Raw genomic sequence first — 20,843 nt, forward strand, 5'->3', positions numbered from 1 at the left:
GTTAATCCTTGTCTTTTGGCATGGCGGGGGTGGTCGCGCAGGCGCGATCAGCTATGCCGGTCTTTTCGGGTTGGGTGATAGCCCCCGCCATAGGCGGGGGCTGGTGTTCAGTGGCGGACCGAGACGCCTTCGACTGCGAGACCATTGCCGCGCGAGGCGACATAAAGTTCCAGCGCCTTGAACTCTGCCGAGTCCGGCTTGAAGGTTTCTGCCCGCGTGTCACGGACGCAGCCGACAAAGCGCTGCTGCGCCGACAGGATGCCCGCATCCTTGAGCCGGTAGACCGGGAAGCCGTTGATCTGGCCCTGGCTGAGGTGGTCGGCGCGGATGAAGAGGCCCTGATTGTCCTCGTGGCAGTTGGCACAGGACATTTCGAGCTGACCAAAGCGGGTGTAGTAGATTTCCTTGCCCGCTTCCCAGAACGGCGCGGCCGGTCCGTCGATGGCGACATTCACCAATTCGCCGCGCGACTGCATCGAGATCAGCGCCATCATGTCCTTCATCTTGTCGCCGGTCATGCCCCATGGCTCCAGTCCCATGCGGTCGGTCACGCAGCCGTTGACGTAGTTTTCCACCGTCATCAGTTTGCCGGTTGTCGCATCGACACGCGGGGTAACCGCGCGCAGACCCTTCATGCTTTCGGGGCCCTCATGGCATCCGGCGCAGCTTTCGCCCTTTGCGCCCTGCGCCTTGTTCCAGCTGTCCAGCGCGCGGTCGACATAGACCATTCCCGGATTGTCGAAATCATCGCGTTGCAGATCACGGGTTTCGGTTTCGCGGAAGTGCCAGCCGGAATAGATCGTATCCATCACATCTGACAGATGCGGCGGTGCGGCGGTGGTGGTGACGATGTCGAGCGTGCCGTCATCGGTGTCGATGCTCAGGCTGTCTTCGACCGGGTCAGCAAAGGCCGCGCCCGACAGGGCAAGGCCGAGGGCCAGGGTCGTGGCCAGTCGCCAGGTTCCGCGGTGCATGATGTCTCCTCCCTTGAACATCTGCGGCGATCAGGCGAGTTCGATGGTTTTGACGTCTTCGTAGACAGAGCCGTCGTCGTCATACCAGGTGAACTTGATCTCGCCCGAGTCGGCCATCAGGGCATCGAACTCGAAATAGGGGTTGGTGGACACCGCCGGATCAATCGCCACATCGATCACGTTGACGCCGCCCAGATCGCAGGTGAAGCGGTTGATGATCGAGCGCGGGATCAGCTTGCCTTCGGCATCCTTGCGCTGACCGGATTCCATCTTGTGGCTGATCAGGGCCTTGATGTTCACGACCTCGCCGGGCTTGGCCGACTTGGGGACTTTGACACGGGGTTTTGCGTCTTCTGCCATGATATTCTCCTGTTCCTGAACTCAGCCGCCGCAGCCGCCGATGGTGACTTTGACCGTTGTGGCCGCCTGAACGATGCTGCCATCCGCCATTTTGGCGAGCGCGATCACGTCTTGCGTGGCGGCAAGCCGGATGCGGGTGGCGGCTGTCTGGCTGCCGGCGCCGGGGCCAAAGGTAAAGGTGGCGACGGCTGGCGTCGGGTTTCCTGCTGCCAGCAGCATGATCGCGACGGCACCGGGCGCACTGACCGAGACCGGAACAGTGTTGCCGTTTTCGGCGATTTCCGGGGCGGTGATGGTGATGCCCCCTGCCCCCACTGCGGTACCGCCGGTGAAGGTGGAGGTCAGTTCTTCCACCGTGGCGGCGAACACGGGGTTCGCAAGCGTCGCGGCGGCGATGCCGCCAAGGCCAGCCCACAGGGCGTCTCTTCTGGAAAGGTTCATTTTTGTCATCTCCTCTGGTCGCGTGGCGTGATCACTCTGTCATCGTCATCAGGTAGGCCACGACATCTTCGACTTGCTGGGCGGTCAGGATCGGTGGCAAAGCCTCGGTCGGGGCCTTGCCGCTGTAGGCCGCACCCGGACGGATGAAGCCTTCGGTCTTGTAGAAGGCGGGCATGAAGCTGCCTTCGAACGTCATCTTTGCATTGGCCACGAGGCCGCGAAGCTGCGCTTCGGAATAGCGGTCGGCCACGCCGTCCAGCGGCGGTGCGATGTCGCCCTGAAAATCCGCTTCGGGGATGGTGCCGATCTGGTGGCAGGCCACGCAGTTGCCCAGCGATGCGGTGGTCATCACCTTCTTGCCAGCTGCCACATCACCGGGACCACCGGTCAGTGACGCTTCGATGGCACCATCCACATAGGCAACGGCTGTCGGTGCCGTTTCACCAAGAACGGGTGTTGTCAGGCACAGTGCTGCCACTGCGGCCATCCAGAATTGGCGTGTCATACGATCCTCCCAGATCTCTCTCCATTTGATGATAGCCCCGGCATACCATGGTGCGCAATATAAATATATGCATCTATGAATATAGATATATTTAAAGGCCCATCAACGGCTTAGCCGCCGTTCTGCGCGTTGATCCGGTTGGCGAGGTACTTTTGAAAGTGGTCGCCCGAGTCGTATCCGTGATCGCGGACCCAGGTCAGAAGCGCTTCGGTGGTGCCGATGTCAAAGGCCCCGGGCATCATGGCCACGGCCGATTCTGCTGCAGTTGCGCCCGCCGGACCCTCTTCGGGCAGAAAGATCATTGTGGGGGTGAACATGACACCCCAACGCACCGCCATTTCCTTTTCAGACAGGGTAGTGCCGTCAAGATCGGTAACATTGATGTCGCCGAACAGGTTGATCTGGACGACGAAGAAATGGTCGCGGATCAGGGTGTCGATGGCTGGGGCGGGATAAACCTCGGCGTGCATCTGGGTGCAGTAAATGCAGCCACGCTGTTCGACCATCAGGAGCAGGCGTTTGCCTGAAGCATTCGCCTCGGCCAGATCGTCACGCAGATCCTTGAAGGTTTCGCGCATCCAACCGGGTTTGTGCAGCCCGTCGTCGCCCAATTCGGCGGCAGGCGCGAGGATGGGCCAGAGGGCCAGCGTGGCAAACAGCAGAAAGCGGCGCATGGGGCGTGTCCTTATCTGAGGGTGGCGGTCCAGTCGAAATTGCGGATCATCCAGTCGGCGATCAGATTGACGGAATTGGTGGCGATCAGGATGCCAAAGACGATCAGCATCACCCCCATGGCCTTTTCCACATGCCCCATCATCGCGCGGTGGCGGGCGATGAAGCCAAGGAAGGGGCCGGCGAACAAGGCCGCAAGGACAAAGGGCAGCGTCATGGCAAGGCCGTAGACCAGCAGCAAAAGGCCACCGCGCCACAGATCGCCCATGCCGCTGGCGACCATCAGGATGGCGGCAAGTACGGGGCCGACGCAAGGAGTCCAGCCAAAGCCGAAGGCAAGGCCCATGACATAGGCACCGATCAGGGTCGTGGGCGTGGCATCGGTCTGCACGCGGGCCTCTCGGTAGAACAGGCCGATTTTCAGAATGCCCAGAAAGTGCAGCCCGAACAGGATCAGCACGCCCCCGGCGACCCAGGACAGCGTCTCGCGCCACTGCAGAAACACCCGGCCAAGGGCGGTGGCCCCCAGCCCCAGCATCACGAACACGGACGTGACACCAAAGGCAAAGGCCAGCGCCTGCCCCACCAGCCGCCGCTGCGCGCCAGGTGCGATGGTGCCACCGTCGCGCAACTCCCTGACCGATTGCCCGGCCATGTAAGACAGGTAGAACGGCACCATCGGCAGGATGCAGGGCGACAAAAAGGACAAGAGCCCGGCAATCGCCGCGCCGGTATAGCTTATGTCGAGCATTGCCCCTCCCGAAGCGCCGCCTTGCCTTGCAGGGCAATACATATTAACATATTCGTATGTGAAAATAGGACTGTCAATATGTTGCGAACGCTCTTTGCGCTGACGATTGCGACGGGGCTTTGGGGCCCTTTCCCTGCGGTGGCGTCAGAGCTTGAATTGCTGATGATCGAGCAACCCGGCTGCATCTATTGTGCGGCATGGGACGCCGAGATCGCGCCGCAATATCCGCTGACCGATGAGGGCAAGGCCGCGCCGCTGGCCCGGCAGCAGTTGCGCGCAGCACTGCCCGATGGGGTGGTGCTGCACAGACCACCGGTGTTCACGCCGACGTTTATCCTGCTGCACAATGGGGTGGAGACCGGGCGCATCGAAGGCTATCCGGGAGAGGATTTCTTTTGGCCGCTGCTGGCAGGGCTGCTGGAACAGGCGGGCAACACGACAGAGCAGTGACGCAACGCCACATCAGGTTGCCTTTGCCTGCGCCGCAACTGCGGGTTTTGGTTGCCCCCGCCGACAGTCTCTTCCATGAAGGCGGGGGGCAAAAGGGTCAGCAGAAAGATGCCACTGGGCGACACGGAAGAGATGGATCAGAACCCGCACCCGCCATTGGATATGGACGGGCTGGTCGCAAGCGCCAATGACGCAGCGACTTTTCTGAAGGCGTTGGGTCACGATGGCCGGTTGCTGATCCTGTGTCATCTGGAAACCGGGCCCAAAAGTGTGACCGAACTTGAAAACCTGTTGTCGGCCCGACAGGCTGTGGTCAGCCAGCAGCTGGCGCGGCTTCGGCTGGAGGGTCTGGTCAGCGCCCGCCGGGAGGGGCAGGCGATTTTCTATTCCATCCTTGATCCCAAGGTGTCCGAGATGATCGGGCTTCTGGCAAGGCTGTTCTGCAAGCGGGACTGAAACCCGCAGACATCATGACCCGCTGCTGGTGCTGCGGGAGACGGCAAAGGGAGGATGGCTATGGAAACGATTCCATACGGTCTGTTGGCAGCCCTCGTCGGGCTGGCTGGCGGGATGGTGCTGGGGCTGGCCGCGCGGCTGGGGGATTTCTGCACCCTGGGTGCCCTGGAATCGGCCGTTTACGGCAAAGACCAAAAGCGGCTGCGGCTGTGGGGGATCGTCCTGGGAGTGGCAATTCTTGGGACGCAGTTTGGCGCGCTGGCAGGCTGGGTCGATCTGGGCAGCACCTTTTATCACTCGATTGCATGGAATCCGCTTGGTTCGATCCTTGGCGGGCTGGTGTTTGGCTATGGTATGGCGATGGCCGGCAACTGCGGCTTTGGGGCGCTGGTGCGGTTCGGCGGCGGCGATTTGCGGTCGCTTGTGGTGGTCGTGGTGATGGGGATTTTTGGATTTGTTGCCCTGTCGGGGCCCTTGGCCCCGTTGCGACTCTTGCTGTTTCCGCAGCCAGATGCAACGCAGCCACAGGGCATTGTGTACGATGTGGGAACATTGACGGGCCTTCCCGCCAGTCTGATCATCGTCGCTATCGGCTTTGGCTGCCTGATCTGGGCATTGTCCCATGCGCCCTTGCGCCACGCGCCGCGGACGCTGTTCTGGGGGGTGGCGGCAGGGTTGGCAGTGGTGTGGTGTTTTGCCGGAACGACATGGGTCAGCGAAAGCAGCCTGGGTGCAATTGCGGTCGAAGGCCCATCGTTCACCGCCCCTGTCGGTCGCACGCTGATCTTCCTGATGACCTCGACTGCCGGTGGCATCACCTTTTCCGTCGGTGCGGTCGTCGGCGTGATGGTGGGGGCATTGATCGGGTCAATGACCCGCGGCCTGTTCCGCTGGGAAGCCTGCGAAGATCCGCGCGAGCTGGGGCGCCAGGTCGGCGGCGCGGTGCTGATGGGCATTGGCGGCGTTGTGGCCATGGGCTGTTCAATAGGGCAAGGCGTGACTGCCTTTGCCGCGTTGGCCTGGTCCGGCCCGGTGACGCTGATGGCGATCATTGCTGGCGCGCTGTTCGGGCTGCATCAGTTGATCAGCGGGTATCAACCGGATTGAGGGCGGCCGCTGACAGACGGTCGCGCCGGGCAGTGGCGGCGATGGTCGGGGTTCAGTGCAGGGTTCAGGCCAGCGGCTGGTGACGCCGCAGCAAAAAGACTTTGATGGCCAATATCGCCCGGCCGTTCGTCAAAGGCGCAGACGCGACCGAGGGCTGAGGCTTCGGGGTATGGGCTGCAACGGATATGCATGCACAACGAAGGGGGAGCAGCGATTTTCGACTGGAACATGACTGCGCCACGAACGGCTGGAAGGCGGTCATGCGTTTGGCCACGATCAGGGCCATGACCATCTGCGGCGGGCGCATCAGCCATCAGGTGCCTTGACCCGGCTCTGCCCGGTCTTTCAGTAGCGGAAGCATCAGCGCGAACAGCTCTGCCTGTGACGAGATCCTGCAGCGGGCATAAAGCTGCTTGCGGAACACCTTGACCGTCTGCGCCGACAGGCCCAGCCGCAAGCCGATCGACACCGTGGAATGCCCGCGCAAAATCAGCAGCGCCACCTCGGCCTGTCTTGGCGACAGGTGAATGCCATGCCCGGTCCGCGCGGCATCGGCCAGCAGCGCGGGGGTATCCTCCACCGGCCCTGTCGCCCGCGCGATATTGGCCCAATGCGCCTCGACCAGCGCCAGCACAACCGGAGCGATCCGGCTGCAGGTTTCAACCTCGCGCATCGCAAACACCCGGCCAGAAGAGGCATCGCGCCCGATACAGATGTTCAGCGTGACCCAGGGCGAGGGGTAGGCAACAAAGGCGATCTCGTCGATCAGCGTGGTCTGCTCGTAATATTCGATGAAGTACCGGCTGCGCTGAAAGGCATCGGGCGCAATATCGGCGATGCGGTAGGCCCCGGCGGACGCACGGCGCAGATGAAGGTCATAGAACGGGTCCAGCCGGTAGGCCCCGGCCAGATAGGTGCGGTCAAGCTCGGCAAACACCTGCGGATGATCGGTTTGCTGGTACAGCACCAGCGGCGGCCCCGCGCTGCGATAAGCCAGAATAATCAGGTTATCGGGCGCACAGATCGCGCGGAAGAAAGACGCCAGTGTCTGTTCAAACCCCGGCTGCCCGCGCAGGCGGATGGTCTCGGCCAGTTGCGCCTCGGCCAGATTGGGCAGCGGCTGCATCGCGGTGTCATACCTCGTTGGGGGTATATACCCCGAAAAATCCTGTGATTAGCCTTCGATCGCATATTCCGGGGGTATGGACCAGCCAGATGAGCCTGCTCGAATGAACAATGCCATCGACATCCGCATGGTGACAAAGACCTATGGCACCGTCACCGCGCTGAAGGCTGTATCGCTGTCGATCATGGACAACGAGTTCTTTACGCTGCTCGGGCCCTCGGGCTGTGGCAAGACCACGCTGCTGCGGATGATCGCCGGGTTCGAGGATGTGACACAAGGCGACATCTTGCTGTTTGGTCAGAACATCGCGACGCTCGACCCCAATCTGCGCCCGGTCAACACGGTGTTTCAGCAATACGCACTGTTCCCGCATATGTCGGTGATCGACAATGTGGCTTTCGGGTTGAAGATGAAGGGTCTCGACCTGCCCACACGCACCGCACGCGCGGGCGAGATGCTGGAAATGGTGCATCTGTCCAGCTTTGCCGACCGCCTGCCCGCGCAGCTTTCCGGTGGCCAGCAACAGCGCGTGGCACTGGCGCGGGCGCTTGCCCCGCAGCCCAAGGTGCTGCTGCTGGACGAACCTTTGTCGGCGCTCGACCTCAAGCTGCGTCAGGCCATGCGGATGGAGCTGAAACAGCTGCAACAGGATACCGGCATCACCTTCATTTTCGTGACCCATGATCAGGAAGAAGCCCTGACCATGTCGAACCGCATCGCGGTGATGAGCGCGGGGCATGTGCAGCAGATCGGCACTCCGCGAGACATTTACGAAACCCCGGTCAACCGCTTCGTCGCCGATTTCATCGGCGAGACCAACCTGCTTGAGGTGGACGTTGCCAGCATCGCGGGCGACCGGGCGCAGGTGATCCTGCCCGGCGGCCATGCCATCACCTGCTCCACCGCCACCCACGACGCCGGTCGCCACCACCTGTCGATCCGGCCGGAGCGGCTGACGCTTGTGCCATTGGGCGCGGGAATGGAGGCTGTGGTGGATCAGGTGATCTACCTTGGCACCGATCTGCAGGTTCTGGTCCGGCTGGATGGCGGCACGCCGCTGCAGGTCCGCATCCAGAACGCGGCGCGGACCCAAGTACCCGCCCCCGGCAGCCGCATCGGCCTGCATCTGGAGGAAGGTGCCGCGCGCCTTCTGGCCGACTGATGGCCGGAGCAGCCCCCGACAGCGGCACCAGCGCCGAGACGACCTATCGCAGCGCCCGCGTGCCCTTGCTGTTGCCGACATGGCTGGTGATCGGGATTTTCCTGATCCTTCCCGTCGCGCTGATGGCGGTCTATTCTTTCCTGACCAAGGAAATGCGTGGCGGGGTGATCTGGGAATTCTCGCTGGCCGCCTATGACCAGTTCTTCATCAACCGCGGCCTGTTCGGCGACGAGCCGCCCAGCCTTGAATGGACCTACATCAGCGTCTTTGGCCGCTCGATCGCACAGGCCGCCACCGCCACCACCCTGTGCCTGCTGATCGGCTTTCCCACCGCATGGTTCATCGCCACCCGCCCCCCCGCTACCCGCGGCGTCTGGCTGTTCCTGATCACGGTGCCCTATTGGGTGAACCTGTTGATCCGCACTGTCAGCCTGCGCTTTCTGATCCGTGAAAACGGCCCGCTGAATGACGCGCTGCTGGGCACCGGCCTGATCTCGGAACCCCTCGCCATGATCAACACCAATTTCGCCGTACAGCTGGGCCTGTTCTACAGCTATCTGCCCTTCATGGTGCTGCCGATCTATGCGGCGGTGGAACGCTATAACTTCACCCTCTCTGAAGCCGCCGCCGACCTGTACGCCAGCCGCTGGGTCATCTTGCGGGAAATCGTGCTGCCCATCGTCAAACCGGGCATCATCGCCGGCTGCCTGCTGGTCTTCATCCCGTCGATGGGTGCCTTTCTGGCCCCCAACCTGCTGGGAGGGGCCAAGAACTTCATGATCGGCTCGCTGATCGAAGAACAGTTCAAACGCTCGCTCGGCAACTGGCCCTTTGGCGCGGCGGTGTCGATGATTTTGATGAGCCTCGTGCTGATCCTGCTCATGCTCTACGCCCGCAGCATGGCAAAGACGGAGGCACGCTGATGGCCCTGCGCTCTGTCCGGCATTACCCCAGCTTTTTCAGCATCGCCATGCTGTGCCTGATCATCCTTTATGCGCCGCTGATCGTGGTCATGGTCTATTCGTTCAACGACTCGCCTTCGATCACCAACTGGGGCGGGCTGTCGCTGCGCTGGTACTTTGATGTGTTCACCGGGCCAGAGGCCCCGCGCTTCCGCGCCGCCGCGTGGAACTCGCTGACCATCGCCGTTTTGGCCGCAACCATCGCCACCGCCATTGCCACCGCCGCCGCGCTGGCCATGCTGCGGGCGGGCAAGTTCAAGGGCCGGTCGCTGACCTTCGCCCTGATCAACCTGCCGCTGATGGTGCCCGAAATCGTGATCGCTGTGGCCACGCTGATCTTTTTCACCATGATCGGCTTTACCACCGGTTATCTGACCATCCTGATCGCGCATATCACCTTCTGCATCCCCTTTGCCTACCTGCCCATCGCCGCCCGGCTGCAGGGCATCGACGGCAGCTATGAGGCTGCCGCCCGCGACCTCTACGCCACCCGCGCGCAGTCGTTCTGGCTGGTGCTGCTGCCGCTGATGGCCCCCGGCGTGATCTCGGGCTACCTCTTGGCCTTCATCATCAGCCTTGATGATTTCATCATCACCAATTTCGTCAAGGGCGCCGGCATGGAAACCCTGCCAACCGCCATCTTCGGTTCGGTCAAACAGGGGATCAAACCCAATATCATGGCGATTTCCACCCTGATGCTGGGCGTCTCGATCCTCTTCGTCACGCTGTCCTACCTGATCAACCGCAAGGGCCGCCAGAGCCCGTGAAACCATACCACCCAACAAGGAGCCCGCCATGACACGCCTGATAACCACCACCTCCGCCCTGTGCCTGCTCGCAGGGGCCGCCCAAGCCGAGGGCACGCTGTCGGTCTATCACTGGTTTGAATACATCCCGCAGGAACTGGTCGACAAATTCACCGCCGAGACCGGCATCGCCGTGACCATCGACACCTATGACAGCAACGAAGCCATGCTTGCCAGCCTCAAGGCAGGACGGCTGGGCCAGTACGATGTGGCGGTGCCCGCCGATTTCATGGTGGAAATCATGGCCGAGACCGGCATGCTCGACACTTTCACGGCGGAAGAGATGCCAAATCTGCCCAATATCGCGCCGCAATGGCTCGACGTGCCGTTCGACCCGGGCCGCACCTCGTCGATCCCCTATCAATGGGGCTCCACCTCCTTTGCGGTGAACCGCGATGTCTATGCCGGCGACATCTCCAGCCTCGGTGTGATCTTCGACCCGCCAGAGGAGTTGCGGGGCAAGATCAACGTGCTCGACAGCCAGAACGAGGTGCTGATCCTGGGCTCCCTCTACCTCGGCATTCCGCAATGCTCGACCGACCGCGACCAGTTGCGCGCGCTGTCCGATATGCTGGTGGCGGCAAAGCAGCACTGGGCCAGCTTCGGCTCGGACACCGCCAAGGATGTCATGGTGTCCGGTGATGCGGCAGCAGGCATGATCTACAACGGCTTTTCCGCCAAAGCCCGTGCCGAAGGCGCCAATGTCGAATACAGCTACCCAACCGAGGGGCATGTGCTGTGGATGGACAATGTGGTGCTCCTGAAAGATGCGCCGAACCGCGCCAATGCCATCGCCTTCATGAACTTCCTGCTGGAACCGGAAAACGCCGCCGCCGTGACGAATTACGCGGCCTATACCTCGGGCGTGTCAGGGGTGGAATCGTTCCTTGATGAGGCGATCCGCACCAGCCCGGAAAACAACCCGCCCGCAGGCGCGGCACCCGGCGCCTTTGCCCAAGTCTGCGATGAAGAAACCCAGAAACTGTACGACGCGATCTGGATCAACCTGAAAAAATGAACCCGCCGGGGGCCGGGCATTCCGGCCCCCTTTCATCTGTTTCCAAATATCCCGGGGGTCCGGGGGCAGCGCCCCCGGTGTTTGCACCATGCGCATCGCTGTCTGGCAGGGCCCGTCCCCCGCCGCCGATCTGGAAGCCGGCCTTTCACAGGCCAAAGCGGCCCTTGCCGCCGCAGGCCTGATGAATGCCTCTGTTCTTGTCCTCCCCGAGGTCTGGCTGCCGGGCTACAATCAACCCGATATCCCGGAACGAGGCCTTGCAACCGATGGGCCAGAACTGGCGCAGCTCGCCGCCGCCGCACGTGACGCAGGCTGTGCGCTTGCGATCGGCTATGCGGAACGCTCCGGCGAGGCTCTCTACAATGCTGCGCTGTGCATCGGCCCCGATGGCACCATCCTTGCCAACTACCGCAAGATCCAACTCTATGGCCCGCGCGAACAGGCGCTCTACACCCCCGGCACGGACTATGTCACCTTTGACCTGGCCGGGCACACACTCGCCCTGCTGATCTGCTATGACATCGAATTCGCGCCGCATATCAAGGCACTGGCCGCTCGGGGCGTCAGTCTGATCCTGTGTCCCACCGCCAATATGCACCCCTTCACCCATGTGCCGCGCGTCACCGTGCCCGCCATGGCCGCCAATCACGGCATCGCCATCGCCTATGCCAATTACTGCGGCTCCGAGGGCGATCTGACCTATACCGGCGGCAGCCAGATCACCGGCCCACATGGCGAAATCCTCGCGCTGGCGGGTGAACATCCCGCTCTGCTGATCGCCGATCTGCCTGCCCGCGATCCGGCCCGGCTGTCCACCCAATCCGCCGATTTCAGGGTCATCTGACCATGCCAAAAGACGCCCGCGACAACCGCTATGATATCCTGTTCGAGCCGCTGCGGATCGGCCCGAAAACCGCCAAAAACCGCTTTTATCAGGTGCCCCACTGCAATGGTGGCGGCTATCGCGACCCGTCCGCCGTGGCCGAGATGCGCCGCACCAAGGCCGAAGGCGGCTGGGGCGTCATCTTCACCGAACAGACCGAGATCCACCCGACATCCGAGATCACCCCTTTCATCGAACAGCATCTGTGGGAGGATAAGGATATTCCCGCGCTTGCCGCGATGGCCGATGCAATGAAGTCGCACGGCGCGCTGGCAGGCATCCAGCTGGCTTACTCCGGCATCAATGGTCCCAATCTCTACAGCCGCGAGGTGCCGCTGGCGGTTTCCGGCGGCCCGATCCTCACCTTCACCTCCGACCCGGTGCAGGCCCGCACCATGGACCGGACCGATATCCGCGACCTGCGCCGCTGGTTTCGCAATGCCTTCCGCCGCAGCCAGACGGCGGGCTTTGACCTGATCTGCCTTTATGGCGCGCATGGCTTTGGCATCTTGCAACATTTCCTGTCCCGCGCCACCAACCACCGCACCGATGAATACGGCGGTTCTTTGGAAAACCGCGCCCGCTTTCTGCGCGAGATCGTGGACGAGGCGCGTGAGGAAACCAAAGGCGAGCTGGCCATCTCGCTGCGCCTGTCGCTGCACGAAGCAGGTGCTTTCGGTTTTTCCAACGCCGAGTTGCGCGATTTCATCGAAATGCACGGCGATCTGCCCGACATCTGGGATCTGGCGCATGGCACATGGGAGGCGTGTTCGGGCACCTCGCGCTTCAAACCCGAAGCGGCACAGGAAGAGTTGGTGCGCGGCATCAAGGCGCTGACCAGCAAACCCGTCGTCGGCGTTGGCCGCTTCACCTCTGCCGATGCCATGGTCCGGCAGATCCGCTCCGGTATCCTCGATTTCATCGGCGCGGCGCGGCCCTCCATTGCCGATCCGTTCCTGCCGAAAAAGATCGAAGAGGGCCGGTTCGACGACATCCGCGAATGCATCGGCTGCAACATCTGCGTTTCGGGCGACATGACCGGTGGTATCAGCCGCTGCACCCAGAACACCGCGTTCATGGAAGAATGGCGCAAAGGCTGGCACCCCGAACGCGCCCGGCCAAAGGGCCGCTCCGACACGGTGCTGATCGTCGGGGCCGGCCCGACCGGGCTGGAGGCGGCGATGCAGGCCGCCAAACGCGGCTATCACGTCACACTGGCCGAGGCGACAACCACGCTTGGCGGCCGGGTCGCCCGCGAACGCACCTTGCCCGGCCTGTCCGCCTGGGGCCGGGTCGCCGATTTCCGCACCGGGCAGCTTGCCCCCCTGACCAATGCCGAAATTTACCGCGACAGCCGATTGACGGCAGATGACGTGCTGGCCATGGGCGCGCAGCATGTGGCCATCGCCACCGGCGCGCACTGGCGACGCGACGCGGTGGCCCGTCTGCACCTGCACCCCATCCCCACCGATCCCGTAATGCCGGTGTTTTCCCCTGATGACATCATGGAGGGTAACGGTCCGACGGGTGGGCGCGTCACGCTTTATGATGACGACCATTTCTACATGGGCTCGGTCATCGCCGAGGTGCTTGTGGCGCGCGGCTGTGCGGTGGATTTCATCACTCCCGCGACGAAAGTCGCCGAATGGGCCGAAAACACGCTGGAACAGGCCATCATCATGCGCCGCCTGCTGGCGTTGGGCGTCACAATCCACACCAGCAAAGCGCCCGAGGTCATCACCGCAACCGACGTCATGCTGGGCTGCACCTGGACCAGAGCGCAAAGCGCACTTAAAGCCGATGCCGTGGTCATGGTCACCTCGCGCATCCCGCACGATCAGCTCTATCACGACCTGCGCGCCCGCCATCAGGAATGGGCCGGCGCTGGCATCCTTTCGGTCAAGCTGGTTGGCGATGCTGCTGCCCCCGGTCCGGTTGCCTGGGCCACCTATGCCGGTCGCCGCTTTGCCGAAGAGCTGGACCAGCCCGATGACCGCGGCGACACCCCCGCCTTTCGCCGCGAAGTGGCGCGGCTGGAGCCATTGCCCACGCGCCTGCCCTCGTAAAGCTGGCATCACATGGTTGCGCCCGAACACCGGCTCAGCCGGTCGGACGCCAGAGAAACCCCAAAGCACCTCGGCAACGCGCAGTTTCTGCGCCGCGATACGGTCGACCACCGCCATGTCGTGCGAGATGAAGAGAAGGCCCGTGCCCTCCTCTCGGGTCAAACGCTCCAGCACGGTCAGCACCTGCTCCTGCACCGCTACATCAAGCGCTGAGACGGGTTCCTCAGCGATCAGCACCCTGAGGCGCAAGATGAGGGCGCGCGCAATGCCGATCCGCTGGCACCGGCCGCCAGAAAACTGATGCGAGAAACGGTCGAAACCGTCTTCGGGCAGACCCTCCCGTGCAATCAGCGAGACAAGGCTTGCGTTACTTGCCTTTTCTGTGCGGTGCTGGCCCCGGATGCGCAGGGGCTCTGTGAGACGCTGGCGCACTGACATGCGCGGGTCCAGCGCGGCATAGGGGTCTTGAAACACCGTCCGGATGTCATTGCGGGCAAGCCGCAGATCAGGGCCGATCAGCGACAGGAAGTCTTTTCCCGCCAGCAGCGCGCGACCGGTCTGGGCGGTCACCAGACGCAGCAGGCACTTGGCCAGCGAGGATTTGCCGCAGCCGCTTTCTCCGATCAGGGCGACGGTTTGGCCGGGGTGCAGATCAAAGCTGACATCTTCGACGGCATGCAGGTTGGCGGTGTGCCGCCGCAACAGACCCGTGCGCACGGAAAAGGGGGCGCCGAGATGGCTGACCGAGAGCACTGGCGCAGCCTGTGGCGGCGCAGACGGGTGTCTGGCCTGCGCCTCGTGGAATTTCGGTGCGGCAGCCAAAAGCCGCCGGGTGTAGTCATGCAATGGCTGGTCGAAGATGCGCCCCGCTCTGCCTTCATCAACACTGCGTCCCTGCAACATCACCGCCACCCGGCCGTCGAGTTCGGCCACAACGCCCGTGTCATGCTTGATGAACAGCACTGCCACGAGCGAGTTTGCCACTATGTATCGGCTGCAACAGCGAACGAGTTGCACCGCTGCAGAAAGCAGGAAAGGAACGCATGCACACTCCACGCGTTGGTAAAGGGAATTCAAGAGGGGCGCATGTCGGCGGTCACCACGATCAGTCCTGCGACCAAGGAAGAGATCCTGACTTACACCCGCATAACAAAACATGAGGCAACAAACCGGTTCGAGGCCTCCAATGACGCTTACCACCTGCTGGAAGGTGCCAATATCGAGACGGCGGCCACATGTCGGTCAGGGGGCGGCTCTGCAACAACGGCGAAACCCGCATTTCGGCTATCAGGGCAAAGGACGACAAGGGCACCAAGCGTCTGGCAGATGAAAGCCGCTATGGCTTGGGCAGCGGGGTGTTTTCCAAGGACGAAAAGCGCGCCCCCAATCTGGCCCGAAATCGTTTCGACACCGGCAGAATCGCATCACTTCGCTCGGCGGGGCCAAGGATTTTCCCCACGGGCGCGAACATGGCGGCTTTGGGGTGAATGACTTCCGCAAAGTGAAGGCGATCTTCCTGCCGTGACCGGCCCGATTCAAGGCTTTCACTTAACTCGGCAACCACGAAGGAGCACTTAATGAGCATGAATATCCTTGTCGCCGGGGCAACCGGCAAAACCGGCCTGCATCTGGTCCGGGAACTGATCGATCTTGGTCAAAACCCGACAGCGCTTGTCCGCGAAAGCTCTGATACCAGCGCGCTACCCGAGGGGGTTGACCTGCGCCACGGCGATCTGACCAACTTGCAGGACGGCGTGTGCAACGGGATGGATGCGGTCATTTTCGCGGCAGGCTCGGGCGGGTCCACCGGCCCGGAGATGACCGATAAGGTCGATCGAGACGGCGCCAAGCGCCTGATCGATCTGGCGCACGCCGCAGGTGTAAAGCGGTTCGTGATGCTCAGCTCTGTCGGGGCAGATCAGGCTGCCCCGAGGGGCGCGCTGGCCCATTACCTGAAGGCCAAGCACGAGGCGGATGAACACCTCAAGACGTCGGGGATGACCTTCTCGATCCTGCGCCCGGTGGCCCTGACCAACGACGGCCGCAGCGCTGCCGTGATCTTGGGCGACAAGGTCGACCCATCTGCGACCGCCTCGCGCGCGGATGTGGCCCATGTTCTGGCCGATGCCGCTGTTTCCGGCCGCTTCGACGGAATTGTACAGCTCTTGCAGTCTGCGCAGGACATGTCAGACGTGCAGGGTGGCAAACATCCGAACCTTTCCGGCACCCATGATTTGCTAAAGGAATAGCGTCCATGACACAATCCGACACCAGGAACCGCAAGTTTGTCCTGGCCCAGCGTCCAACGGGCGAGCCTGACGCCAGTACCCTTCGGCTGGAAACCGAAGATGTACCGGTCCCCGGCAAGGGTCAGATGCTCTTGCGCAACGCATATCTCTCGCTGGACCCCTACATGCGCGGCCGGATGAGCGATGCGCCGTCCTATGCCGCCCCGGTCGCGATCGGTGCCGTCATGATCGGTGGCACCGTCGCGCAGGTTTTGTCATCAGACGTGGCAGGCTTCGCGGTAGGCGACTGGGTGCAGGCCTTCGGCGGCTGGCAAGATTACGCCCTGTCCGACGGCACCGGTGTGATCAACATGGGCAAATCGCCCGAAAACCCGTCCTGGGCGTTGGGTGTGCTGGGGATGCCGGGCTTGACGGCGTGGGCGGGTCTGACCCAGATCGGCCAGCCGAAAGCGGGAGAGACGCTGGTCGTTGCCGGGGCCAGTGGCCCGGTGGGGGCCACTGTCGGGCAGATCGGCAAGATCCTCGGCCTGCATGTTGTCGGTATCGCAGGCGGGGCTGCGAAATGTGCCCATGTGGTCGACACTCTCGGCTTTGATGCCTGCATTGATTACAAGGCTGGCGGGTTCCCCGGTGCCCTTAAAGCGGCAGTGCCGGACGGCATCGACATCTACTTCGAAAATGTCGGCGGCGCCGTTTTCGACGCGGTTCTGCCGCTGCTGAACCCCAAGGCGCGCATCCCTGTGTGCGGCCTGATCTCGCAATACAACGCAACCGCACTGCCGGACGGCCCCGACCGGTTGAACCTGTTGCTGGGCACGATCCTGCGCAAGCGGATGACCCTGCGCGGCTTCATCGTCTTTGATGACTTTGGTCACCTTTACCCTGAGTTTGCGAAGCAGATGGGCGAGTGGGTCAAGGCAGGAAAAGTCCAGTACCGCGAGGAAATGATCGACGGTCTGGAACTTGCCCCGGCGGCGTTCGTTGGCTTGCTGCGCGGCGAGGCATTCGGCAAACGTGTCGTAAAGCTGGCTGTCTGAAACACTCATACTTTGAAAGGTCCCTTCCCGATGAAAATCCTCATGGTTCTGACATCGCACGACAAACTCGGTGACACCGGCAAGAAAACCGGATTCTGGCTCGAGGAATTCGCCGCACCCTACTACGTATTCAAGGACGCGGGGTGCGACGTCACCCTGGCCTCGCCCAAGGGCGGCCAGCCGCCGCTTGACCCCACCAGCGACGCGGACGACGCACAAACGGAGGCAACCAAGCGCTTCAAGGGCGACAAGGCGGCCCAAACCGATCTGGCAAACACGGTCGTTCTTGCGACGGTATCGCCGGATGGCTTCGACGCGGTTTTCTATCCTGGCGGTCACGGCCCGCTGTGGGATCTTGCCGAGGACGCCGACAGCATCAAACTGATCGAGACCTTTGCCCGCACCGACCGCCCGATTGCCGCCGTCTGCCATGCCCCCGCAGTGTTCAAGCACCCCAAAGGCGCAGATGGCAAACCGCTGGTATCAGGCAAGACGGTGACCGGTTTCACCAATACCGAAGAAGAGGGTGCCGGCCTGACTGATGTGGTGCCGTTTCTGGTCGAGGACATGCTGAAAGCCAACGGCGGCAATTACGAAAAGGGTGCCGACTGGGCGTCGTTCGTGGTGACTGACGGCAAGCTGGTCACCGGTCAGAACCCGGCGTCGTCGGAAGAGACCGCGCGGAAACTAATAGACTTGGTTTGATCGGGCCTATCGCGCGGCGCTGCCGCCCTGACGGGCAGCCATCTGCTGGCCGTCACCGGGCGGCGGCCAAATCCGGATGATCCGGGGCTTTGGTATCGCCCACAGTCATTGTGGGCGACCAAGGTGGCCAGACCGACAGCCGCAAAAGGTGCCGACCTTCACGCGCTGGCATTTGAACGCGGCGCGGGGTAAAAGCACGCAAGCGCATAGACGGCGGCGCTCACAGACTTATGAAATCCCTCAACCATGCGGCATTTCCCCGAATGAAACCAATCGAGCTGGACGCCGCAGATATCCGGATTCTCAGCGCGCTGCAGGGCCATGGGCAACTGAGCAAATCGAAGCTGGCCGAAATAGCAGGTCTGTCGGCGACGCCGTGCTGGGCACGGGTGACACGGTTGAAGAAGGCCGGGCTGATCCGGGGCTATCACGCTGACATTGCGCTTTCTCAAATCATCACAAACCTGGCCAAGGTGGTGGTGACAGTATCCCTCAAAAGACATCGGAAATCTGACTTCGAACGGTTCGAGACCCACATTCTCAACACCCCCGAGGTGACGGACTGCATCTCGACGGGTGGCGGGATGGATTATGTGATGACGGTGGTCACTACCAGCTTACCGGACTTCCAGACCTTGATGGAGGCGATGCTGGATGCCGACTTGGGGATTGAGCGATACATGACCTATATTGTCACGCGCCAGATCAAATCGGCCCGCCCCGACCTTGCCCGCCTGGTCGCCGCGCAGTCGCCAAAGGCTGAGCCGGAAACGAAAGTCTGAACGGACTGACCTTTTGAAATCTTTGGTCTGATCGGTCCGGCCTGGCACCGTCTTTGGCCCGATCATCCAGCCAGCCTTGCCTAACGTCTTGCCATCGACAAACCGTCGCGCGGTCTCAGGACAGACCCGCCAGCAAGGGCAAGCAGGATGACAACGGCGCAAAACTTTGGCTTCGGCACGCAAATACGCAAATCTCCCTATTTCGATGCCACGGTGCGCTGGGGGGCGACCGGGTTTTCGGTCTACAATCACATGTATATTCCGCGCGACTTCGGGAACCCGGAACAGAATTTCTGGAACCTGATCAACGATGCGATCCTGTGCGATGTAGCGGTTGAACGTCAGGTCGAGATTACTGGCCCGGATGCTGCGCGCTTTGTGCAGATGCTGACCCCGCGCGATCTGTCCAAGCTGGCGGTCGGGCAGTGCAAATATGTGCTGATCACCAATGCGCAAGGGTGCATTCTGAACGACCCCATCCTGCTGCGGCTGGAGGAGAACCATTTCTGGCTGTCGTTGGCCGACAGCGACATTCTGCTGTGGGCGCAGGGTGTTGCCGTGCACTCCGGCCTTGATGTCACCATCCGGGAACCCGATGTGTCGCCGTTGCAGCTGCAAGGGCCCAAATCAGGCGAGGTGATGCGGGCTCTGTTTGGCGACAGCATCATGGATCTGAAATACTACTGGCTGCGCCGGGTCGAACTGGACGGCATCCCGCTGATCGTGTCACGCACCGGCTGGTCCAGCGAGCTGGGTTATGAGCTTTATCTGCAGGATTCGGTCCATGGCGATGCGCTGTGGGAAAGGATCATGGCCGTGGGCCAGCCATTGGGGCTGAAGCCGGGCCACACCTCGTCGATCCGGCGGATCGAAGGGGGGATGCTGTCGTATCATGCTGATGCCGATATCAACACCAACCCCTATGAACTTGGGCTGGACCGGCTGGTGAACCTGGACAGCGGGGCCGATTTCATCGGCAAGGCGGCCTTGCAGCAGATCAAGGACACCGGCGTCAGCCGCAAGCAGGTGGGTCTGGTGATCGAGGGCGCGCCGCTGGTGGGGCCGAACACCACCTTCTGGGCGATCACCAGGGATGGAGCGGCTATTGGCAAGGTAACCTCGGCTATCCACTCGCCCCGTCTGAAGCAAAACATTGCGTTGGCGATGCTTGCCACCGATCATGCAGTGATTGGTACTGTGGTTGAAGTGACGACGGCACAGGGCCCGATGCGCGCCACAGTCGTGGACCGCCCGTTTTACGACCCAAAGAAAACGCTTGCCGCTGCCTGAACAACTTGGCCAGGATGGACATCAAGACATGACTGAACTTTCGATCAATCTTCACTGGCAACGCGCGGAGGCTGAGGTGAAGACCCGCGCGCATTTGAACACTCAGCCCGAGTTTAACGACCGTTACGATTTGCCAGTCGCGCACCGCTCCTGCTTCGTCGCGAACGCGCTGTCTGACAGCGTGCAAGTCAACATCCTTTGACCACGGCAGGAGGCCCACCCCCATGCAAGACACCCCGGAACACGACGACATCCTTCTGTCTGATCTGGATGCAAGCGGCATCCTGCGTCTGACCCTGAATGACACGCGTCGGCGCAATGCCCTGTCCGAGGCGATGTTGGCCCGGCTGGATGCTGCCTTTGCCAAAGCGGGCGCGGATGCAGGCGTGCGGGTGGTGGTTCTGGCCGGCCATGGTCCGGCTTTTTGTGCGGGCCACGATCTGAAGGAACTGACCGCAGGCCGGGCCGCCCCGGATGGCGGCCGCGCCTATTTCGCCCGGATCATGGCGCAGTGTTCAGGTGTGATGCAGGGAATAGTGAATTGCCCCAAGCCGGTGATTGCCGAAGTCACCGGCATCGCCACTGCCGCAGGCTGCCAACTGGTTGCCAGCTGTGATCTGGCAATTGCGGCCACCACCGCGCAATTCAGCACGCCCGGCGTCCATATCGGGCTGTTTTGTTCCACCCCAATGGTCGCCCTGTCGCGCAATGTGTCCAGCAAACACGCGATGGAAATGCTGCTGACCGGCGACATGACTTCGGCCGCGCGGGCCGCAGAGATCGGGCTGGTCAACCGGGTCGTGGCGCCCGAGGCGCTGCACGCCGCCACGCTGGATATGGCGCGCAAGATCGCCTCGAAATCCAGCATGACGCTGGCGACCGGCAAGCGCGCCTTTTACGAACAGCGCGAGATGGCTTTGGCGGCCGCCTATGACCATGCCTCGGCGGTGATGGTGGACAACATGCTTGCGCACGACGCAGAAGAAGGTATTGGCGCCTTCATCGCCAAGCGCGCGCCCCAGTGGCACGACCGCTAAGACC

At 62.3% G+C, this 20,843-nt stretch carries 25 protein-coding genes and 1 pseudogene; 17 read left to right on the forward strand and 9 right to left on the reverse strand.

What is annotated here, in order from left to right; translation table 11 throughout:
* Positions 1-107: 107 nt before the first annotated feature.
* The 6 genes from soxA to EEB11_RS14295 form a co-directional block, all read right to left on the reverse strand.
* The gene (soxA, locus tag EEB11_RS14270) at positions 108-974 is read right to left on the reverse strand and encodes a sulfur oxidation c-type cytochrome SoxA (RefSeq protein ID WP_135432393.1); all 867 of its coding nucleotides are present in this window, start codon (positions 972-974) and stop codon (positions 108-110) included.
* A gap of 30 nt (positions 975-1,004) precedes the next feature.
* Positions 1,005-1,334, reverse strand: a complete 330-nt coding sequence (gene soxZ / locus EEB11_RS14275) for a thiosulfate oxidation carrier complex protein SoxZ (protein WP_135432395.1) — start codon at positions 1,332-1,334, stop codon at positions 1,005-1,007.
* A 21-nt stretch (positions 1,335-1,355) separates the two neighbouring features.
* Positions 1,356-1,775 carry a thiosulfate oxidation carrier protein SoxY gene (soxY, locus tag EEB11_RS14280; RefSeq protein ID WP_135432397.1) on the reverse strand — a complete coding sequence of 140 codons (420 nt, stop codon included), beginning with the start codon at positions 1,773-1,775 and terminating at the stop codon, positions 1,356-1,358.
* A gap of 31 nt (positions 1,776-1,806) precedes the next feature.
* Positions 1,807-2,280 carry a sulfur oxidation c-type cytochrome SoxX gene (gene soxX / locus EEB11_RS14285; RefSeq protein WP_135432399.1) on the reverse strand — a complete coding sequence of 158 codons (474 nt, stop codon included), beginning with the start codon at positions 2,278-2,280 and terminating at the stop codon, positions 1,807-1,809.
* 110 nt (positions 2,281-2,390) lie between these two features.
* Positions 2,391-2,954 carry a thioredoxin family protein gene (locus EEB11_RS14290; RefSeq protein ID WP_135432401.1) on the reverse strand — a complete coding sequence of 188 codons (564 nt, stop codon included), beginning with the start codon at positions 2,952-2,954 and terminating at the stop codon, positions 2,391-2,393.
* Positions 2,955-2,965: 11 nt separating this feature from the next.
* A complete protein-coding gene (locus EEB11_RS14295; protein ID WP_135432403.1) occupies positions 2,966-3,703 on the reverse strand; it encodes a cytochrome c biogenesis CcdA family protein in 738 nt (245 codons plus the stop codon).
* A gap of 78 nt (positions 3,704-3,781) precedes the next feature.
* Here EEB11_RS14295 and EEB11_RS14300 point away from each other — a divergent pair, with 78 nt between their 5' ends.
* The 3 genes from EEB11_RS14300 to EEB11_RS14310 all read left to right on the forward strand — a co-directional run bounded on the left by EEB11_RS14300 (position 3,782) and on the right by EEB11_RS14310 (position 5,716).
* On the forward strand, positions 3,782-4,153 hold the full coding sequence (locus tag EEB11_RS14300) for a thioredoxin domain-containing protein (protein WP_135432405.1): 372 nt from the start codon (positions 3,782-3,784) through the stop codon (positions 4,151-4,153).
* Positions 4,154-4,261: 108 nt separating this feature from the next.
* The gene (locus EEB11_RS14305; protein WP_135432407.1) at positions 4,262-4,609 is read left to right on the forward strand and encodes an ArsR/SmtB family transcription factor; all 348 of its coding nucleotides are present in this window, start codon (positions 4,262-4,264) and stop codon (positions 4,607-4,609) included.
* 60 nt (positions 4,610-4,669) lie between these two features.
* Positions 4,670-5,716, forward strand: coding sequence for a YeeE/YedE family protein (locus tag EEB11_RS14310; RefSeq protein ID WP_135432409.1), 1,047 nt, complete (start codon positions 4,670-4,672; stop codon positions 5,714-5,716).
* 64 nt (positions 5,717-5,780) lie between these two features.
* Here the strand turns inward: EEB11_RS14310 and EEB11_RS19790 are convergent, their stop codons facing one another.
* Both EEB11_RS19790 and EEB11_RS14315 read right to left on the reverse strand, forming a co-directional pair.
* Positions 5,781-6,002 (reverse strand): hypothetical protein, encoded by a 222-nt coding sequence (locus EEB11_RS19790; RefSeq protein ID WP_210134425.1) that lies wholly within the window; start codon positions 6,000-6,002, stop codon positions 5,781-5,783.
* Positions 6,003-6,029: 27 nt separating this feature from the next.
* Positions 6,030-6,842: a helix-turn-helix transcriptional regulator gene (locus tag EEB11_RS14315; protein WP_135432411.1), complete on the reverse strand. Its 813-nt coding sequence runs from the start codon at positions 6,840-6,842 to the stop codon at positions 6,030-6,032.
* Positions 6,843-6,945: 103 nt separating this feature from the next.
* Here EEB11_RS14315 and EEB11_RS14320 point away from each other — a divergent pair, with 103 nt between their 5' ends.
* From EEB11_RS14320 to EEB11_RS20010, 7 genes are all read left to right on the forward strand, one after another.
* Positions 6,946-8,004: an ABC transporter ATP-binding protein gene (locus EEB11_RS14320; RefSeq protein WP_135432413.1), complete on the forward strand. Its 1,059-nt coding sequence runs from the start codon at positions 6,946-6,948 to the stop codon at positions 8,002-8,004.
* The gene (locus EEB11_RS14325) at positions 8,004-8,927 is read left to right on the forward strand and encodes an ABC transporter permease (protein ID WP_135432415.1); all 924 of its coding nucleotides are present in this window, start codon (positions 8,004-8,006) and stop codon (positions 8,925-8,927) included. Before EEB11_RS14320 ends, EEB11_RS14325 begins: the two co-directional genes overlap by 1 nt.
* On the forward strand, positions 8,927-9,733 hold the full coding sequence (locus tag EEB11_RS14330) for an ABC transporter permease (protein WP_135432417.1): 807 nt from the start codon (positions 8,927-8,929) through the stop codon (positions 9,731-9,733). The genes EEB11_RS14325 and EEB11_RS14330 overlap by 1 nt, the downstream gene beginning before the upstream one ends.
* Positions 9,734-9,761: 28 nt before the next feature.
* A complete protein-coding gene (locus EEB11_RS14335) occupies positions 9,762-10,790 on the forward strand; it encodes an extracellular solute-binding protein (RefSeq protein WP_135432419.1) in 1,029 nt (342 codons plus the stop codon).
* A gap of 88 nt (positions 10,791-10,878) precedes the next feature.
* Positions 10,879-11,634 (forward strand): nitrilase-related carbon-nitrogen hydrolase, encoded by a 756-nt coding sequence (locus EEB11_RS14340; protein ID WP_135432421.1) that lies wholly within the window; start codon positions 10,879-10,881, stop codon positions 11,632-11,634.
* Positions 11,635-11,636: 2 nt separating this feature from the next.
* Complete coding sequence (locus EEB11_RS14345) at positions 11,637-13,739, forward strand: oxidoreductase (RefSeq protein WP_135432423.1); 2,103 nt, start codon at positions 11,637-11,639, stop codon at positions 13,737-13,739.
* A gap of 12 nt (positions 13,740-13,751) precedes the next feature.
* Positions 13,752-13,952, forward strand: a complete 201-nt coding sequence (locus EEB11_RS20010; RefSeq protein ID WP_245298918.1) for a hypothetical protein — start codon at positions 13,752-13,754, stop codon at positions 13,950-13,952.
* A gap of 60 nt (positions 13,953-14,012) precedes the next feature.
* Here EEB11_RS20010 and EEB11_RS20015 read toward each other — a convergent pair.
* Positions 14,013-14,897, reverse strand: a pseudogene (locus tag EEB11_RS20015) (ATP-binding cassette domain-containing protein); the annotation flags it as partial.
* A gap of 425 nt (positions 14,898-15,322) precedes the next feature.
* On the opposite strand from EEB11_RS20015, the gene EEB11_RS14355 reads away from it, so the two are divergent.
* From EEB11_RS14355 to EEB11_RS14380, 7 genes are all read left to right on the forward strand, one after another.
* A complete protein-coding gene (locus EEB11_RS14355) occupies positions 15,323-15,988 on the forward strand; it encodes an SDR family oxidoreductase (protein WP_135432529.1) in 666 nt (221 codons plus the stop codon).
* Between the two features lie 5 nt (positions 15,989-15,993).
* On the forward strand, positions 15,994-17,025 hold the full coding sequence (gene curA / locus EEB11_RS14360; RefSeq protein WP_135432425.1) for an NADPH-dependent curcumin/dihydrocurcumin reductase: 1,032 nt from the start codon (positions 15,994-15,996) through the stop codon (positions 17,023-17,025).
* Positions 17,026-17,055: 30 nt separating this feature from the next.
* Positions 17,056-17,730, forward strand: coding sequence for a type 1 glutamine amidotransferase domain-containing protein (locus tag EEB11_RS14365; RefSeq protein WP_135432427.1), 675 nt, complete (start codon positions 17,056-17,058; stop codon positions 17,728-17,730).
* 230 nt (positions 17,731-17,960) lie between these two features.
* Complete coding sequence (locus EEB11_RS14370; RefSeq protein WP_245298919.1) at positions 17,961-18,512, forward strand: Lrp/AsnC family transcriptional regulator; 552 nt, start codon at positions 17,961-17,963, stop codon at positions 18,510-18,512.
* Positions 18,513-18,659: 147 nt separating this feature from the next.
* Positions 18,660-19,802 carry a glycine cleavage T C-terminal barrel domain-containing protein gene (locus EEB11_RS14375; protein WP_135432429.1) on the forward strand — a complete coding sequence of 381 codons (1,143 nt, stop codon included), beginning with the start codon at positions 18,660-18,662 and terminating at the stop codon, positions 19,800-19,802.
* Positions 19,803-19,830: 28 nt separating this feature from the next.
* Complete coding sequence (locus EEB11_RS19590) at positions 19,831-20,004, forward strand: hypothetical protein (RefSeq protein ID WP_167852752.1); 174 nt, start codon at positions 19,831-19,833, stop codon at positions 20,002-20,004.
* 22 nt (positions 20,005-20,026) lie between these two features.
* Positions 20,027-20,839 carry an enoyl-CoA hydratase gene (locus tag EEB11_RS14380; RefSeq protein WP_135432431.1) on the forward strand — a complete coding sequence of 271 codons (813 nt, stop codon included), beginning with the start codon at positions 20,027-20,029 and terminating at the stop codon, positions 20,837-20,839.
* The last annotated feature ends 4 nt before the right edge of the window (positions 20,840-20,843 follow it).

This window comes from Pseudotabrizicola sediminis (genome assembly GCF_004745575.1).
Lineage (GTDB): Bacteria > Pseudomonadota > Alphaproteobacteria > Rhodobacterales > Rhodobacteraceae > Pseudotabrizicola > Pseudotabrizicola sediminis.

What these genes read in the sequence shown, in the direction of transcription:
- soxA (WP_135432393.1), bottom strand. Translation starts at nt 974, where the DNA reads ATGCACCGCGGAACCTGGCGACTGGCCACGACCCTGGCCCTCGGCCTT.
- soxZ (WP_135432395.1), bottom strand. Translation starts at nt 1,334, where the DNA reads ATGGCAGAAGACGCAAAACCCCGTGTCAAAGTCCCCAAGTCGGCCAAG.
- soxY (WP_135432397.1), bottom strand. Translation starts at nt 1,775, where the DNA reads ATGAACCTTTCCAGAAGAGACGCCCTGTGGGCTGGCCTTGGCGGCATC.
- soxX (WP_135432399.1), bottom strand. Translation starts at nt 2,280, where the DNA reads ATGACACGCCAATTCTGGATGGCCGCAGTGGCAGCACTGTGCCTGACA.
- EEB11_RS14290 (WP_135432401.1), bottom strand. Translation starts at nt 2,954, where the DNA reads ATGCGCCGCTTTCTGCTGTTTGCCACGCTGGCCCTCTGGCCCATCCTC.
- EEB11_RS14295 (WP_135432403.1), bottom strand. Translation starts at nt 3,703, where the DNA reads ATGCTCGACATAAGCTATACCGGCGCGGCGATTGCCGGGCTCTTGTCC.
- EEB11_RS14300 (WP_135432405.1), top strand. Translation starts at nt 3,782, where the DNA reads ATGTTGCGAACGCTCTTTGCGCTGACGATTGCGACGGGGCTTTGGGGC.
- EEB11_RS14305 (WP_135432407.1), top strand. Translation starts at nt 4,262, where the DNA reads ATGCCACTGGGCGACACGGAAGAGATGGATCAGAACCCGCACCCGCCA.
- EEB11_RS14310 (WP_135432409.1), top strand. Translation starts at nt 4,670, where the DNA reads ATGGAAACGATTCCATACGGTCTGTTGGCAGCCCTCGTCGGGCTGGCT.
- EEB11_RS19790 (WP_210134425.1), bottom strand. Translation starts at nt 6,002, where the DNA reads ATGGCCCTGATCGTGGCCAAACGCATGACCGCCTTCCAGCCGTTCGTG.
- EEB11_RS14315 (WP_135432411.1), bottom strand. Translation starts at nt 6,842, where the DNA reads ATGCAGCCGCTGCCCAATCTGGCCGAGGCGCAACTGGCCGAGACCATC.
- EEB11_RS14320 (WP_135432413.1), top strand. Translation starts at nt 6,946, where the DNA reads ATGAACAATGCCATCGACATCCGCATGGTGACAAAGACCTATGGCACC.
- EEB11_RS14325 (WP_135432415.1), top strand. Translation starts at nt 8,004, where the DNA reads ATGGCCGGAGCAGCCCCCGACAGCGGCACCAGCGCCGAGACGACCTAT.
- EEB11_RS14330 (WP_135432417.1), top strand. Translation starts at nt 8,927, where the DNA reads ATGGCCCTGCGCTCTGTCCGGCATTACCCCAGCTTTTTCAGCATCGCC.
- EEB11_RS14335 (WP_135432419.1), top strand. Translation starts at nt 9,762, where the DNA reads ATGACACGCCTGATAACCACCACCTCCGCCCTGTGCCTGCTCGCAGGG.
- EEB11_RS14340 (WP_135432421.1), top strand. Translation starts at nt 10,879, where the DNA reads ATGCGCATCGCTGTCTGGCAGGGCCCGTCCCCCGCCGCCGATCTGGAA.
- EEB11_RS14345 (WP_135432423.1), top strand. Translation starts at nt 11,637, where the DNA reads ATGCCAAAAGACGCCCGCGACAACCGCTATGATATCCTGTTCGAGCCG.
- EEB11_RS20010 (WP_245298918.1), top strand. Translation starts at nt 13,752, where the DNA reads ATGGTTGCGCCCGAACACCGGCTCAGCCGGTCGGACGCCAGAGAAACC.
- EEB11_RS14355 (WP_135432529.1), top strand. Translation starts at nt 15,323, where the DNA reads ATGAATATCCTTGTCGCCGGGGCAACCGGCAAAACCGGCCTGCATCTG.
- curA (WP_135432425.1), top strand. Translation starts at nt 15,994, where the DNA reads ATGACACAATCCGACACCAGGAACCGCAAGTTTGTCCTGGCCCAGCGT.
- EEB11_RS14365 (WP_135432427.1), top strand. Translation starts at nt 17,056, where the DNA reads ATGAAAATCCTCATGGTTCTGACATCGCACGACAAACTCGGTGACACC.
- EEB11_RS14370 (WP_245298919.1), top strand. Translation starts at nt 17,961, where the DNA reads ATGAAATCCCTCAACCATGCGGCATTTCCCCGAATGAAACCAATCGAG.
- EEB11_RS14375 (WP_135432429.1), top strand. Translation starts at nt 18,660, where the DNA reads ATGACAACGGCGCAAAACTTTGGCTTCGGCACGCAAATACGCAAATCT.
- EEB11_RS19590 (WP_167852752.1), top strand. Translation starts at nt 19,831, where the DNA reads ATGACTGAACTTTCGATCAATCTTCACTGGCAACGCGCGGAGGCTGAG.
- EEB11_RS14380 (WP_135432431.1), top strand. Translation starts at nt 20,027, where the DNA reads ATGCAAGACACCCCGGAACACGACGACATCCTTCTGTCTGATCTGGAT.